Origin of the sequence: Azospirillum sp. SYSU D00513 (assembly GCF_017356015.1) — a bacterium.
In the GTDB taxonomy this organism is placed as follows: Bacteria; Pseudomonadota; Alphaproteobacteria; order Azospirillales; family Azospirillaceae; genus Azospirillum.
Genome location: NZ_JAFIQV010000067.1, coordinates 12,098 through 27,196, shown reverse-complemented (window position 1 = coordinate 27,196; position 15,099 = coordinate 12,098). Strand labels below are relative to the sequence as shown.

The following is a 15,099-nucleotide window of genomic DNA, read 5'->3' as shown; positions in this document are numbered from 1 at the left end:
GGACCGGGGGCATGCCCCCGGTCCAAATAGCGAACAGAGCGGCCAACTCACATGTTACGAAAACCGGCCAACTTGACTTGTTAGCGACAGCAAAAACCCAAAGGGCGGCGGCAGGCGCGGCCAAAGCGTGCGAACGGGAGCCGAAATGTGAAAACCCCGGCTCTGGGGAGCCGGGGTTCGGTGACGGGCCTCGGAAGGCCAAAGGAGGATAAAACGTACGTGCCCTTACGAGGCGCCGAAGTCCAGGCCCCAGGCCTCGTAGCGTTCCGGATCGTCCACCCAGCCCTCGCGGACCTTGACGAAGAGGATCAAGTGGACGCGGCGCTCCAGCATCTCGTTCAGGTCCGTGCGGGCCGCCTGGCCCAGCGCCTTGATGCGCTGCCCTCCCTTGCCGAGCACGATGGCCTTCTGGCTTTCGCGCTGGACATAGATGACCTGGGAGATCTTGACCGACCCGTCGTCGAATTCCTCCCAAACCTCGGTCTCGACCGTGGCGGAATAGGGCAGTTCCTGGTGGAGCTGGAGGAACAGCTTCTCGCGCGTGACCTCGGCGGCCAGCAGCCGCATGGGCATGTCGGAGATCTGGTCCTCTGGATAGTGCCAGGGGCCTTCCGGCACGCGCGCGGCGAGGAACTTGCGCAGATCCTCGACTCCGTCGCCTGTCTCCGCCGAGATCATGAAGATGTCGGTGAAGACGCCTTCCTGGTTGAAGCTGTCGGCGAATCCCAGCAGCACGTCGCGCTTCACGAGGTCGATCTTGTTCAGGATCAGGATGGCCTTGCGCCCCTGCTCCTTCAGCTTGGCGACGATGCCCTGCGTGTCCTCGTCGATGCTCCGGCGCGAGGCGTCGAAGAGCACGGCGGTGAGGTCGGCGTCCTCCGACCCCTGCCAGGCGGCCTGAACCATGGCGCGGTCCAGCCGGCGCTTGGGCCGGAAGATGCCCGGCGTGTCCACGAAGATCAGCTGGCTGTCGCCGGCGATGGTGATGCCCAGCACGCGGGTGCGCGTCGTCTGCACCTTCGGGCTGACGATCGACACCTTGGAGCCGATCATGGCGTTAAGCAGGGTGGACTTGCCGGCGTTCGGCGCGCCCACGAGGGCGACGAAGCCGCAACGCGGGTTCTCCGGCATGGCGCCAAGCGCACCGCCGATCAGGCCGGCGCCGCTCATGTCCTCGCCGTCCTCCTCGTCCTCGTAATCCCCGTCCTCTTCGCCCTCATCCTCCTCGTCGTCGAAATCCTCGTCGCCGTCCCTGCCCTCGTCCTCGGCATTCTCAAGCTTCTCGAGGTCCTCGTCCGTCCGGTCCTGATTGGTTCCGTCAGCCATCGACCTGCACTCCCAACTGCCGCAGGAGCGCGCTCGCCGCCTGCTTTTCCGCTATCCGTTTCGAAGAGCCGGTCCCCGTGACCGGCTCGCATCCCTCGACCCGCACCCGCACCCGGAATTCGGGTTCGTGGGCCGGGCCTGTCTGATCGACCAATTCATAGGTGGGCAGCGCCTTCGCCTTGCCCTGCGCCCACTCCTGCAAGGCCGTCTTGGGATCGAGCGGTGGCGGCTGCACCCGCTCGATCTGGCTGGCCCAGGCCTCGCGGATGAAACGCCGCGCCGGGTCCATCCCGCCGTCAAGATAGAGCGCCCCGATCACCGCCTCGCATGCGTCGGCGAGGATGGTGCGGTTGTTGCGCCCGCCGCTCGAAGCCTCGGCCGGCGACAGCCGCAGATGGCGGCCGAGCCCGATCGTGTCGGCGACGCGGCCCAGCGCCTCGCGCTGCACGAGCGAGGCGTGGCGCTTGGCGAGCGCCCCTTCCCGCTCCGCCGGAAACCGCTCCAGCAGCCATTCGGCCACCACGAGCCCAAGCACCCGGTCGCCGAGAAATTCCAGCCGCTCATAGGCGAGCCCCGGCCCCTGCGCCGGGCGGCCACCGCCGCGGCCCGTGCGCTCCAGCCCCATTAGGCTGGGATGCGTCACGGCGTCGAGCAGGAGGCTGCCGTCGCGGAACCCGTGGCCGAGCGCCTTCGCCAGATCATCGAGGTCGGCCAGCAGCGCCTCCGGATTGCCGGACATGCCGTCCTCCCCCGCTGCCGCACCGGATGCCATGCTGTCCCCCGCACTCAAGACGCGCACTTAGTTGACCCCGCTGAAGAGCCGGCTGAAGCGCAGATCGACGGGCCAGCGCCACACTTCGAAGAAGCGTGTGCCGTCCTCCAGCGAGAAGAACAGAAATTCGGCGCGTCCGACCATGTTTTCCAGTGGCACATAGCCCACTTGCGACGCGACGCGGCTGTCCAGCGAGTTGTCGCGGTTGTCGCCCATCATGAAGACATGGCGCTGCGGCACGGTGTAGAGCGGCGTGTTGTCGAGCGGACCGTTGTCCGACTCCTCGATGATGCGGTGGCTGCGTCCGTTCGGCAGCGTCTCGATGTACTGCGCTTCGCGTATCTCGCGGCCGAGCGCATCGGTCGTCACGTAATCCTCGATGCGCTCGCGCTTGACCGGCTGGCCGTTGATGTGCAGCACGCCGCCGAGCACCTGCACCGTGTCGCCAGGCAGGCCAACCACGCGCTTGATGTAGTCGGTCTTGTTGTCGCGCGGCAGCTTGAAGACGGCGACGTCGCCGCGCTCCGGGATGGACTCGAAGATGCGCCCCTGGAACAGCGGGAAGCCGAAGGCCACCGTATGCTTGCTGTAGCCGTAGGAGAACTTCGAGACGAACAGATAATCGCCGACCAGCAGCGTCGGGATCATCGAGCCCGAGGGGATGTTGAACGGCTCGAACGCGAAGGTCCGCACGCCGAACGCGATGAGCACGGCATAGAGCACCGTCTTCACCGTTTCGGCGAAGCCGCCCGTTTCTTTCGTGTTCTCGGTCACGTCCGTCTGCTTGTTGATGCTCATGCCGGGGATGCCGCCGCGTTTGGGGAGGATGAATCGGAAGGGACCGCACTGATGATCACGAAGGCTTCCGCCATCGGGTATTCGTCGGTCAGGGTGACGTGGATCTGCGCGGTCATGCCGGGCGGGGTGATGGATTGCAGCCGTTCCAGCGCGCCGCCAGTCAGCCGCATGGTCGGCTGGCCCGAGGGCAGGTTCGACACGCCCATGTCGCGCCAGAACACGCCGCGGCTGATGCCGGTGCCGAGCGCCTTGGCACAGGCTTCCTTCGCCGCGAAGCGCTTGGCGTAGCTGCCGGCGCGCGCGCTGTGTCGGCCGGCGCTGCCGGCCCGCCGCTCCGACCGGGCGCGCTCGACGTCGGTGAAGATGCGCCCGATGAAGCGGTCGCCGAAACGTTCAAGCGACTGCTCGATGCGGCGGATGTCGATCAGGTCGTTTCCGATGCCCAGGATCATGAGGCTCGCCTTTCCTTGCCGCCGCTCACGCCTGCGCGCGAGCCGCCTTCATCGCGCTGCGCATGCGCGCGATGGCGTTGCCGAGCCCGACGAAGACCGCCTCGCCGACCAGGAAGTGCCCGATGTTCAGTTCCACGATGGTCGGGATCGCCGCCACCGGCCCGACGTCGGAATAGCTGAGGCCATGGCCGGCATGGCACTCCAGCCCGATCGCCTCGGCGTAGGCCGCCGCGCGCGCCAGGCGCTCCAGCTCGCGCCGCTGCTCCTCGCCGCGGGCCTCGCAATAGGCCCCCGTGTGCAGCTCCACCACCGGCGCTCCGAGCGCCTTGGCGGCGTCGAGCTGCGCCGCCTCCGGGTCGATGAAGAGCGACACGCGCACGCCGGCGGCACCCAGCTCCTCCACATGGCGGACCAGATGCTTGTACTGGCCGGCCACGTCGAGCCCGCCTTCCGTCGTGACCTCGGTCCGCTTTTCGGGAACGAGGCAGGCGGCGTGTGGCCGGTGGCGGAGTGCTATGGCCAGCATCTCTTCCGTCGCCGCCATCTCCAGGTTCAGCGGCAGCGCCACCTCGGCCATCAGCCGGTCGATGTCGCCGTCGCGGATGTGCCGCCGGTCCTCGCGCAGGTGCGCCGTGATGCCGTCCGCCCCGGCTTCCGCCGCCAGCCGCGCCGCGCGCACCGGATCGGGATGCGGCCCGCCGCGCGCGTTGCGTACGGTCGCCACATGGTCGATGTTCACGCCGAGGCGCAGGGGACGGGACATGGAAACGCAACTCCGCAAAACGCGCGCCCGCCCCTCGGGGCGGATCATCCCGTCTATATAGCGGCGCACGGGGGTCCCGTCACCCTTTGATGGCGCGGGATACCCAGGCGTCCGGACGGGCGCCCGCGGACGATGCTCACGCTCGAAGCCAGCGGGTCCGGCCTTTTCTGAAAATCACAAGGAAGAGGCGCTGACCAGGACGATAAGAAATTTCCTGATTTTTACTGTTTCAGCTAGGCTGACGGAACCAGGCCCGCAGGAACCCAGGATGTCGCATGGCCACCATGACCGTATCCTTGCCAGAGCCCATGCAGGAATGGGTCGATGCGCAGATCCGATCCGGTGAGTACGCCAGTTCGAGCGACTATGTTCATGACCTGATCCGCCGCGACCGCGAGAAGAAGGATCGCCTTGATGGCCTTCGCGCGCTGATCGACGACGCCGAAGCCAGCGGCGTCGGCTCCCGGACGGTGGATGAGATCTTCGCGGAAGCGCGCGCGATCGCGCGGAGCCGGGGCATGCTGCCGGGAACCGCCGAATGACCCGGTACAGGCTCACGGTACGAGCCGAACAGGACCTCACGACATCTACCTGTACACACTGCCTGTATACACTGCAGAACTTCGGGTTCAGGCAAGCGGAGGAATACACCGAGGGCATCAAGCGGATGTTCGAAATCATGGCCGCGAACCCTCGGACAATGTCCGGCAGGGCAGCCCCCGTCACGAGCACGCCGGGCATGTGATCTATTACCGCGAGGACGGCGGCGGCGTTCTGGTGCAGGCGGTCATTCACCGCCGGATGCGGCCGGACCTCGCCGAAGACCCGGAGAGTTGACCGGACAGCGCCGGCCACCCGGCCCCTCCCCTATCCCCGCGCCCGGTCCACCGAACTGATGGCCGGGGTGGCGCGTAGCGCGGCCATGATGTTGGTCAGGTGCTTGGCATCCTTGACCTCGACGTCGATCAGCAATTCGAAGAAGTCGACGTTCCGGCTGGTGATCTTCAGGTTGCTGATGTTGCCGCCGTTCTTGCCGATCACCGTGGACAGCGTTCCGAGCGAGCCCGGTTCGTTGGCGACGACGAGGGACACGCGGCCGACATGCTCCTCCGCGCGCTCGGACTCGATGTCCCAAGCGACGTCGATCCAGCGCTCCGGCGATTCGTGGAAGCTCTCCAGCGTCTCGCAGTCGATGGTGTGGATCGTGACGCCCTTGCCGGTGGTCACGATGCCGACGATGCGGTCGCCCGGCAGCGGGTGGCAGCAGCGCGCGTAGTGAACGGCCATGCCCGGGATCAGCCCCCGGATGGGCAGCGGCGCGTCCTTGCGCTTGGGCTTGGGCTTGGGCGCCGTGGCCGCCCGCTCGTCCGCGTCCTTGACCGGCGGCTTGTGGCCCGGGAAGACGCCGTGGAAGACCTCGCGCCCGGAATGCAGGCCGGACCCCACGCCGGCCAGCAGGTCCTCGACGCTCGGCTGCTGGAAGATCTTGACGACGGCTTCCAGCGCCTTGTCGGAGAACTCGTAGCCTTCCGTCTTGAACTGCCGCTGCAGGATCGCGCGGCCCAGCTCGATGTACTGGGCGCGCTGCTGGGTGCGCAGGAACTTGCGGATTCGGGCGCGCGCCTTGCCGGTGACGACGAAGCGCTCCCAGCCCGGCACAGGCGTCTGCGCCTTGGAGGTGATGATGTCGACCTGGTCGCCGTTCTGGAGCTGCGTGCGCAGCGGCAGCATCCGACCGTTGATCTTGGCGCCGACGCAATGGTCGCCGACCTCCGAATGGACGGCGTAGGCGAAGTCCACCGGTGTCGCCCCGCGCGGCAGCGCGATCAGGTCGCCCTTGGGCGTGAAGCAGAAGACCTGGTCCTGGAACAGTTCCAGCTTGGTGTGCTCCAGGAACTCCTCGGGCTTCTGGGCATGCTCCAGAATGTCCAGAAGCTCGCGCAGCCAGCGGTACTCGCGCCCGCCGTTGCGCGGCTGGCCCTGCTTGTAGCTCCAGTGCGCGGCGACGCCCAGCTCGGCGATCTCGTGCATGTCGCTGGTGCGGATCTGCACCTCGATGCGGTTGCGCCCCGGGCCGATGACGCCGGTGTGCAGCGAACGGTAGCCGTTCGGCTTGGGCGTCGAGATGTAGTCCTTGAAGCGCCCCGGCACGACCGGGTAGGCCGCGTGGATCACGCCCAAGGCCTGATAGCATTCCGGCAGGCTTTCCACGGTGATGCGGAAGGCCATGATGTCGGAGAGCTGCTCGAAGCTGACGTTCTTGCGCTGGAGCTTGCGCCAGATCGAATAGGCGGTCTTCTCGCGCCCGCTCACCAGGACGTTGGGGATGCCCTCGGCCGTCAGCGTCTCGCGCAGCTCGGTGATGATCCGGGCGACGCGGTCCTCGCCCTCGTTGCGCAGGCGGGAGAGCTGCGCGAGGATGCTGTCGCGCGCCTCCGTGTTGATCTGCGCGAAGGCGAGATCTTCCAGCTCGTCCTTGATCTGGTGCATGCCGATGCGCTCGGCGAGCGGGGCATAGATCTCCAGCGTCTCGCGGGCGATGCGCTTGCGCTTCTCCGGCTTTCCGATGTGGTGAAGCGTGCGCATGTTGTGCAGCCGGTCGGCCAGCTTCACCAGGAGGACGCGGATGTCCTCCGACATGGCCAGCACAAGCTTGCGGAAATTCTCGGCCTGCTTGGCCTGCTCGCTGTTCAGCTCCAGCCGCGACAGCTTGGTGACGCCGTCCACCAGCCGGGCGATCTCGCGCCCGAAGACGCGCTCGATGTCCTCCAGCGTGGCGACGGTGTCCTCGACCGTGTCGTGAAGCAGCGCCGTGGCGATGGTGCCGGCGTCCAGCTTCATCTGGGTGAGGATGCCCGCGACCTCGAGGGGATGCGAGAAATAGGGGTCGCCCGAGGCGCGTGTCTGCGAGCCGTGCGCCTTCAGCGAGAAGACGTAGGCGCGGTTGAGCAAATCCTCGTCCGCCGAGGGGTCGTACGCCTTGACGCGCTCGACAAGCTCATATTGCCGGATCATGTCACCCGACCCGGCGCATCAAGCGCCATGTTATCGAATTGGGAATGTGCGGCGGCGCCGGAGGGGAAAGGCGCCGCGCGGGGGCCGGACGGCCCCCGTCAGGCATGCGCAATCGGTCAGGGGCCGACGTCGTCTTCGGCATCGCGTCCGACGACATCGTCTTCGGTCATGTCGAAAGCGGCGGCCGGGTTCTCGTCCATCTCGGAGAGCATGTCGTCCTCCTCGGTGAGATCTTCCTCGCGCTCGCCCATGGCGTCATCGCCATCCAGCGAGTTGTCGCTGCGGGCGGCCCAGTCGTGCTCGCCAGCCATCAGCTCGACGATCTCCTCCTCGGGCTCATCGGGCTCGACATGCTTCTGGTGGCCCTTGATCAGCGCGTTCTGCAGATGATCCAGCGACACCGTCTCCTCGGCGATCTCGCGCAGAGCCACGACGGGGTTCTTGTCGTTGTCGCGGTCGATCGACAGCGGCGCCCCGGCCGAGATCTCACGGGCGCGCTGGCCCGCCATCATCACCAGATCGAAGCGGTTGGGGATCTTAAGGACGCAGTCCTCGACGGTAACGCGTGCCATGCCAAACGAACTCCGGATACAACGAAGGGAGTTGAATATATGGACCTCGGGCTGACCACGCAAGCGCCAAGCGTGGCCCGCATCCGCTTTCGGCGGAGACCGCCTGAATCTGCGGTACTCCCCCCTCGGACGGCCGGTCGCGCCCCTTGCCCCTGAGTAGAAGAGCGCCTAGTTTGCATTTCGAAGACACCTCATATTCAGCGTCTGCTGCATATTTACTAAAATCGCTTGTGGAAGGAATAGCCCCATTGGATCGCAACGCAACTTTACCTAAGGACGTCAGCAAGTTGTTCTACAAGGAAGAGCGGCTTGCCCTGTTCATCGACGGCGCGAATTTATACGCCGCCGCGCGGTCGCTGGGTTTCGATATCGATTACAAGAGGCTGCGCGACGGCTTCGCCGTCGAAGGCCGGCTGATGCGCGCGTTCTATTACACGGCTCTGGTCGAGGATCAGGAATATTCACCGATCCGGCCGCTCGTCGACTGGCTCGACTACAACGGCTACACGATGGTGACCAAGCCGACGAAGGAATTCACCGACGCATCGGGCCGGCGCAAGATCAAGGGCAACATGGACATCGAGTTGGCCATCGACGTGATGGAGATGGCCGAGCATGTCGATCACATCCTGCTCTTTTCCGGCGACGGCGACTTCCGCCGGCTCGTCGAGGCGGTGCAGCGCCGGGGCGTGCGCGTCAGCGTCGTGAGCACCGTGAAGTCGCAGCCGCCGATGGTCGCCGACGAGCTGCGCCGGCAGGCCGACAACTTCATCGAGCTGCAGGACCTTGCGCCCTTCATCGCGCGCATCCACCACCACCGTGACCCGGTCGGCGGTCCGAGCGAGCCGCACCAGGGCAACCCGAACGACCCCTTCGAACTCTGACGCGATCCGCAGGCTCGGCAGAGTTCGAAGCGCAGGCTCCGGCCCGCTCCGCCATCCGGCGGGCGGGCCGGAGCCTTTTCAGGCGTCCGTCAGGCCATCGCCGGGGCGGGAGCGTCCGCCGATTGCAGCCCCTTCTGCCACAGGGCGGCTTCTGCCGCGCGCCGCTGGTGAAGGCCAGAGGTTGCAGGCCACAGCCGCTGCATGGACAGGAACTGGGCCGGAACCTCGTCCAGCTTCCCCGCCTGAATCAGCGTCAGGATGGTGTGCATTTCCGTGCGCGAGGGATCGGGGCCGAGCGACGGGCCGCGGTTGTAGACGAGGCTGACCAGCGCGGCGCGGCACAGCGGCGGCAAGGTGGTGATGTCGCCGTAAGCACCTTCCGTCGCCTTGACCTCGGCCGGCAGCGTCGTGGCGGTGAAGGCCTTCCATGCGGCGAAGAAGGGAATCTTGTAGGGCTTGAGCGTGTCCGCTCCCTCCTGACTGCCCTGCTTGCCGATCCAGGGGCGCAACGCCGCCGCAGTGGCCGCATCCAGCTGCGGCGCCCAGCAGGTCTCGAAGTCCGCCTGGAAATGCAGGTCGTAGCCGACGCCAATGGTGATGCCGCTCGCCCCGCCGGGCCAGCAGGGCGATGCCTCGAACTTGTCGTAATAGGCCCGGCTGCTGACCTCCTGTTGGGCGATGAAAACGACGCCCTCCGTCGGCAGCACCGGCGAGGGGTCGGGCTGCTGCCGCAGCCAGGCGATCAGCTCGTCGCTGGCCTGGTCCGACACCGGCAGCCCGGCTAGAGCATAGGCGTCATGGATGGCCTGGACCGTCGCCGGGCCGATCGCGCCGTCGGTGGTCAGGAGCCCACCGACCTTGTTCAGAAGCTGTTGAAGTTCGATCGCCTGCGCCTTGTCCACGCCATTCTCCCTAAGGGCATATGCCATTCCTCAGGGGAGAATGCGCGGGTAATCAGGATGCGTTCAAGCCGGAAAGTAGAAGGACCCGTGACAAATCACCCTTCAGGGGAGAGCCGTGCGTGTGCCATGTCCGCTGCTGTGGTCATGGCCGCAATGAGGCTGGAGGCGCTCGCCCTCCCGGTGCCGGCGATGTCCAAGGCCGTGCCGTGATCGGGCGAGGTTCGGACGAAGGGCAGCCCCAGCGTGACGTTCACGCCGGTCTCGAACTCCACCGTCTTCAGCGGGATCAGCGCCTGGTCATGGTACATGCAGAGCACGGCGTCGTATCGCGCGCGCGCGGCTGGGTGGAACAGCGTGTCGGACGGGCTCGGGCCGGCTGCGTCGATCCCCTCCGCGCGCAGCGCCGCGACCGCCGGGCCGATGATCTCGATCTCCTCCCGCCCCATGCTGCCGTTCTCGCCGGCATGAGGGTTCAGGGCGGCGACCGCCAGCCGGGGCTGGGCGATGCCGAAATCCCGCCGCATGCCGGCCGCCGTGACACGCCCCGCATGGACGATGGCGCCTACGGTCAGCCGGTCGGCGACCTCGCGCAGCGCGATATGGATGGTCACGGGCACGACCCGCAGGTCCGCGGCCGCCAGCATCATCACCGGCTCTTCCGAGAGGCCGGCGAGGTGCGCGAGGTATTCGGTGTGGCCGGGATGCCGGAAACCGGCGGCGTAGAGCGCCGATTTCTGGATCGGGTTCGTCACGACGGCGGAGGCCTCGCCGGTCCGCACCAGGGCCACCGCGCGGTCGATGCTCTCGATCACGGCCGAGCCGTTGGCCGGATCGGGCCTGCCAGGCTCCACCGGTGCCGCGAGCGCCAGCGGCAGCACGGGCAGCGCCCTCCCGAACAGGGCCGCCGCCTCCCCCGCCGAGCCTATCGCGCGGACCGGCACGTCCAGCCCGATGCGGGCGGCCAGATCCTGGAGCCGGCCGGGATCGTCGATCGCCAGGAAGACCGGCAGGCCGGCCTCGCGGCGCGACACCCAGGCCTTCAGCAGGATCTCCCCGCCGATGCCCGCCGGCTCGCCCATGGTGACGGCGAGCGGCAGCACCCCGTCACCGCCCGTCATCAGGCGCGGACTTCGATGAAGGCGCTGCGGCGCAGGTCGCGCAGGTAGCGGCGCGCCAGCAGGTCGGCGCGCTCATTCATCAGGTCACGCTCGATCTCATCACGCGGCGGCATCTTCACGTCCTCGGGACGCGGCGGCGGCGGGGGCGGCGGGTTGGCGGCGGCGATCTCGGCCGCGGTCGGCTGGATCATCGGGACGTTGCGCTTGCAAACCATCAGGATCACCGAACCGGCACCGCCGTTCAGCACCGGGCTCGGCTCGCCGATGGGAATGTTCACGACGAGCTGCTGGAGCCCCTGCGGCAGGTCGCGCACGTTCAGCGTGCCCATGTCGCCCGCCTCCGGCAGGCCGGTCTCCCGGGCCTTCGCCTCGAAGTCGGCGCAGCCCTTGATGGTCTTGCGCAGCTTTTCGGCCTGCGCCTGCACCTGCTTGAGCTGGTCCTTGGAACTGGCGGGCAGAATGATCTGCTTCAGGTTGACGGTGGCGCGGGCGATGTCCGGCTTGGGCTGCGGCTGCGGACGCGGCGGCATCATCACGGCGGCGGGTTCGGTGCTGCCGAAGGCGCGCTGCGCGCGCACCAGAAGGATGTGATAGCCCGAGGCGGTCCGGACCGGCGCGCTCAGCTGCCCCGGCCCCATGCCGGCCAGCGCCTTGTCGAGCTGTTCGTTCAGCTCGCCGCTGCGCACCCAGCCCATGTCACCGCCCGCCGCGGCGCCGGCCGACTGCGAGAACTGGCGGGCAAGCGCCGGGAAGTTGCCGCCGCGGCGGATCTCCTCCAGCAGGCGTTCTGCGGTCCGGCGGACCTCGGCGTCCTGGTCGGGGTTGTCCACGGCCAGGAAGATCTCCGCGACCAGATACTCCGGCTTGCCGATGTTGGCCTTGATGCGCTCCATCACGGAGTCGATCTCGTCATCGCTGATCGTCACCTCCTGCCGGACCCGGCGCTGCATCACCCGCTGCCAGGACACAAGCGCGCGGATCTGCTGCTGCAGGGTGGACAGGGGGATGTTCTGGCTCTTCAGCATCGCCTCCAGCTGGGGGCGGGTCAGCTTGTTCTGCTCGGCGATGCGCAGGATCGACTCGTCCACCTCCTTTTGCGGGGCGACGACGCCGAGGCGCTTGGCCTCCTGAAGCTGCAGGTTCTCGTCCACGAGCTGGCGGATCACCTGCGGCATGAGTCGCTTGCGCGTCTCCTCGCTGTCCGGGGCGCCGCTGTTCAGCAGCGCCAGCCGGATGCGCGCGTGCACGTCCGACACCGACACGACGTCCTCGTTGACGACTGCGGCGATGCGTTCGGCACCGGCCGCGCGCATGGCGGGCGCACCCCCGGCGGAAGGCTTCGCCGTCTGGGCCAGGGCGGGCCCGGTGGCCAGAACGAGGCAGGCGGTCGCGGCGGTGAAGGCTGACCGGACGGCACGCAGACGCGACATGATGCAAGCTCCAGAGATGACTGCCGTTTAATACGGCTCGACCAAGCCCGTGTAAACGGAATCCTAGCCCGTTATTGGGACGGTTTTATGGCCAAGGGAGTAGAATCGCCGCGCAGGAACACCCCGGCCGCCGCCCTTTCCCTCAGCCGTCCTCCAGATGCAGCAGCGCGGTGATGCCCAGCAGGAGGCTGACGCCCGCGGGAATCCAGGCCGCCATCAGCACGGGAATGGTTTCCGACGTGCCGAAGGTTCGGATGACGTCGTTCATGACGAACATCACGAAACCCGTCACCACGCCCCCCGTGACCATGTTGAGCGCGCCGCCCCGGCGCGGCAGCCGCAGCGAGAAGGCGGCGGCGAACAGCACCATCGCGCAGAACAGGACCGGCTGGGACAGGAGCGACTGGTAGTGCAGCCGGTGCCGGGTCGCCGGGAAGCCGGCGGCCTCCAGTGTCTCGATGAAGGCCGGGAGCTGCCAGAAGGAAATCGTCTCCGGTGCCGCGAAGCTCTCCTCGATGGTCGCCATGTTCAGCTCGGTGGGGATGACGTGGCGCGGCCGCCGTTCCGGCTCCTTGCGGTTCTGGTGCACCACCGCGTCGATCAGTTCCCAGCGTCGTTCCTTCAGCTGGGCGTGGGGCGCGTCCACGCGGCTGACATACTCCTGGTCGCCCTGGAACTCGAACACGATCACGTCCGACAGGTTGAGGTTCACCGGATCGACCCGTTCGGCATGAATGAAGAACTGCCGCTCGCCCTGCTTCTGGCGCAGCCACAATCCCGAGCGTGCGACGTCCAGGCTGCTGTTGCGCAGGCGCAGGTAGCGGTCCTCCATCTGCTCGTACTTGGCGATGAAGATGGATCCGGCCGGGTTGATCAGCGTCACCTTGACGACTCCGATCATCGCCGCCGCGATCAGCACAGGCGTCAGGAACTGCCAGGCGGAGATGCCGACGGCGCGCGCCACGACCAGCTCGGAGCTGCGCGTCAGCCGCCAGAATGTGTACATGGCGCTGAACAGGATCACGAAGGGAAAGATCTGCTGGCCGATCTCCGGCAGCTTCAGCACCGCCATCTGCAGCACGACCCCGACGGTGGCACCCGGTTTGCTGCCCGCGCGGCGCAGCAGTTCGACCGTGTCGAGCAGCAGGATGATCGACAGCAGGATGAGCAGCAGCAGGCAGAACCAGAGAACGAACTGCCGCCCGATGTAGCGGGACAGCGTGGCGGAGGAATTCATGGCGTCGGCCTCCAGGGCCCTTTCGGCGTTAGGCGAGGTCCGGACCCGGCCCGGCGCAACCTCAGGCTATGTAGCCGCATTTGCCGCGCCGGACAACCGGGCCGCGCCTTGACAGCCGGCCCGCGACGGGCTTTATCGCAAGGAGGGGCGGATGTCCGTCCGTCCCCCTGCATTTGCGCATTCCCCGCGTTCTCCGCGCGGCGCCCCTCCCCCGGGCACCGCCGGCCAGCCGATAGGAGCCCCGAGGAGCCGATGAAGTTCGCCTTCGCGAAAGCGGCGCTGCCCAAGTCCGGCACCGTCGTCGTCCCCGTCGTCACCGAGCGCACCCTGGGTGCGGCCGGCCAGGATCTCGATCAGAAGACCGGCGGCATGCTCACCCGCGCCATGAAGGCGAGCCGCTTCACCGGCAAGAAGGAGGAGACGCTGGCCGTGCTGGCCCCCGGCGGGCTGGACCTCGACCGCATCCTGCTGGTCGGGCTCGGCAAGCCGGAGGAAGTCAGCGAGCTGTCGCTCCAGGCCGCCGGCGGCGCGCTTGTGTCCGTGCTGGAAAAGTCGGGCGAGACCGAAGTCTCCGTCCTCGTCGAATCCCTGCCCGGCGCCTCCTTCGAGCCGGCCCGGGCCGCGGCGGAAATCGCCTTCGGCGCCAACCTGCGCTCCTACCGGTTCGACAAGTACCGGACGACGGAGAAGAAGGACGCCAAGCCGTCGCTGCGCAAGGTCACTCTGCTGACCGCCGAGCCCAAGGCCGCCGAAGCCGCCTACCAGTCCCTGCAGGGGATCGCCGAGGGCGTCTTCCTGACGCGCGACCTCGTGTCGGAGCCGGCCAACATCCTCTATCCGGAAAGCCTCGCCGAGCGCTGCCGGGAGCTTGAGTCGGTCGGCGTCCAGGTCGAGATCATGGACGCCAAGAGGCTCCGCAAGATCGGCATGGGCGCCCTGCTCGGCGTAGCCCAGGGCAGCGCGCGCGAGGCCCGCGTCGTCGTCATGCGCTACGACGGCAACCCCAACGCCGAGGACCGCCGCCCGGTCGCCTTCATCGGCAAGGGTGTCACTTTCGACACCGGCGGCATCTCCATCAAGCCGGCCGCCGGCATGGAGGACATGAAGTGGGACATGGGCGGCGCCGGCGTGGTCATCGGCCTGATGCACGCGCTGGCCGCCCGCAAGGCGAAGGCCAACGTGGTCGGGGTGGTCGGGCTGGTCGAGAACATGCCCTCTGGCACGGCCCAGCGTCCGGGCGACATCGTCACCTCGCTGTCCGGCCAGACGATCGAGGTCATCAACACCGACGCCGAGGGACGCCTCGTCCTGTGCGACATCCTCTGGTACACGGAGGATACCTACAAGCCGCGGCTGATGGTCGATCTCGCCACGCTCACGGGTGCCATCATCGTGGCGCTCGGCCATGAGCATGCCGGCCTCTTCGCCAACGACGACGCCCTGTCCGACGCGCTGACCGCCGCCGGCCGCAAGGTGGGCGAGCCGGTCTGGCGCATGCCGCTCGGCGACGGCTACGACAAGCAGATCAACAGCGACGCGGCCGACATGAAGAACGTGGGCGGCCGCGACGGCGGCAGCATCACCGCCGCCCAGTTCCTGAAGCGCTTCGTGCGCGACGTGCCCTGGGCGCATCTGGACATCGCCGGCGTCGCCTGGTCCAAGAAGGACACGGCGACGGTGCCCAAGGGCGGCACCGCCTTCGGCGTCCGCCTCCTCGACCGCTTCGTGGCCGACAACCACGAGGGCTGATGCCAAACGTCCGGGGTGTCCTTCCCAAACATGGAAGGGCGTCCCGGAACGGACGGCGGACGCTCCAACCGAGGCTCCCTC

General features: G+C 67.6%; 14 protein-coding genes. 3 read left to right on the top strand and 11 right to left on the bottom strand.

Features of this window, described 5'->3' with window-relative positions; genetic code table 11:
• Positions 1-225: 225 nt before the first annotated feature.
• The 5 genes from era to JUB11_RS30110 all read right to left on the bottom strand — a co-directional run bounded on the left by era (position 226) and on the right by JUB11_RS30110 (position 4,111).
• Positions 226-1,131, bottom strand: coding sequence for a GTPase Era (era, locus tag JUB11_RS30130; RefSeq protein WP_207462503.1), 906 nt, complete (start codon positions 1,129-1,131; stop codon positions 226-228).
• 187 nt (positions 1,132-1,318) lie between these two features.
• Complete coding sequence (rnc, locus tag JUB11_RS30125; protein WP_207462500.1) at positions 1,319-2,065, bottom strand: ribonuclease III; 747 nt, start codon at positions 2,063-2,065, stop codon at positions 1,319-1,321.
• 60 nt (positions 2,066-2,125) lie between these two features.
• Entirely contained in the window at positions 2,126-2,896 is a 771-nt protein-coding gene (lepB, locus tag JUB11_RS30120) for a signal peptidase I (protein WP_207462499.1), read from the bottom strand.
• Entirely contained in the window at positions 2,893-3,348 is a 456-nt protein-coding gene (gene acpS, locus JUB11_RS30115; protein ID WP_207462498.1) for a holo-ACP synthase, read from the bottom strand. The genes lepB and acpS overlap by 4 nt, the downstream gene beginning before the upstream one ends.
• A 25-nt stretch (positions 3,349-3,373) precedes the next feature.
• Entirely contained in the window at positions 3,374-4,111 is a 738-nt protein-coding gene (locus JUB11_RS30110) for a pyridoxine 5'-phosphate synthase (protein WP_207462497.1), read from the bottom strand.
• Between the two features lie 275 nt (positions 4,112-4,386).
• Here JUB11_RS30110 and JUB11_RS30105 point away from each other — a divergent pair, with 275 nt between their 5' ends.
• On the top strand, positions 4,387-4,653 hold the full coding sequence (locus JUB11_RS30105) for a type II toxin-antitoxin system ParD family antitoxin (RefSeq protein ID WP_207462496.1): 267 nt from the start codon (positions 4,387-4,389) through the stop codon (positions 4,651-4,653).
• A gap of 325 nt (positions 4,654-4,978) precedes the next feature.
• On the opposite strand, the gene JUB11_RS30100 is transcribed toward JUB11_RS30105, so the two are convergent.
• Both JUB11_RS30100 and rpoZ read right to left on the bottom strand, forming a co-directional pair.
• The gene (locus tag JUB11_RS30100) at positions 4,979-7,126 is read right to left on the bottom strand and encodes a bifunctional (p)ppGpp synthetase/guanosine-3',5'-bis(diphosphate) 3'-pyrophosphohydrolase (RefSeq protein ID WP_207462495.1); all 2,148 of its coding nucleotides are present in this window, start codon (positions 7,124-7,126) and stop codon (positions 4,979-4,981) included.
• Between the two features lie 116 nt (positions 7,127-7,242).
• Positions 7,243-7,698 carry a DNA-directed RNA polymerase subunit omega gene (rpoZ, locus tag JUB11_RS30095; protein ID WP_207462494.1) on the bottom strand — a complete coding sequence of 152 codons (456 nt, stop codon included), beginning with the start codon at positions 7,696-7,698 and terminating at the stop codon, positions 7,243-7,245.
• Positions 7,699-7,985: 287 nt separating this feature from the next.
• Here rpoZ and JUB11_RS30090 point away from each other — a divergent pair, with 287 nt between their 5' ends.
• Positions 7,986-8,582: an NYN domain-containing protein gene (locus JUB11_RS30090; protein ID WP_207462493.1), complete on the top strand. Its 597-nt coding sequence runs from the start codon at positions 7,986-7,988 to the stop codon at positions 8,580-8,582.
• Positions 8,583-8,671: 89 nt separating this feature from the next.
• Here JUB11_RS30090 and JUB11_RS30085 read toward each other — a convergent pair whose 3' ends face one another.
• From JUB11_RS30085 to lptG, 4 genes are all read right to left on the bottom strand, one after another.
• Positions 8,672-9,484 (bottom strand): hypothetical protein, encoded by an 813-nt coding sequence (locus JUB11_RS30085; protein ID WP_207462492.1) that lies wholly within the window; start codon positions 9,482-9,484, stop codon positions 8,672-8,674.
• A gap of 95 nt (positions 9,485-9,579) precedes the next feature.
• Positions 9,580-10,602, bottom strand: a complete 1,023-nt coding sequence (gene pdxA / locus JUB11_RS30080) for a 4-hydroxythreonine-4-phosphate dehydrogenase PdxA (RefSeq protein ID WP_207462491.1) — start codon at positions 10,600-10,602, stop codon at positions 9,580-9,582.
• Positions 10,602-12,032: a peptidylprolyl isomerase gene (locus tag JUB11_RS30075; protein WP_207462490.1), complete on the bottom strand. Its 1,431-nt coding sequence runs from the start codon at positions 12,030-12,032 to the stop codon at positions 10,602-10,604. The genes pdxA and JUB11_RS30075 overlap by 1 nt, the downstream gene beginning before the upstream one ends.
• Positions 12,033-12,174: 142 nt before the next feature.
• Positions 12,175-13,269, bottom strand: a complete 1,095-nt coding sequence (gene lptG, locus JUB11_RS30070; protein WP_207462489.1) for an LPS export ABC transporter permease LptG — start codon at positions 13,267-13,269, stop codon at positions 12,175-12,177.
• A gap of 252 nt (positions 13,270-13,521) precedes the next feature.
• Between lptG and JUB11_RS30065 the strand changes: the two genes are divergently transcribed.
• Positions 13,522-15,018 (top strand): leucyl aminopeptidase, encoded by a 1,497-nt coding sequence (locus JUB11_RS30065; RefSeq protein WP_207462488.1) that lies wholly within the window; start codon positions 13,522-13,524, stop codon positions 15,016-15,018.
• Positions 15,019-15,099 lie beyond the last annotated feature (81 nt).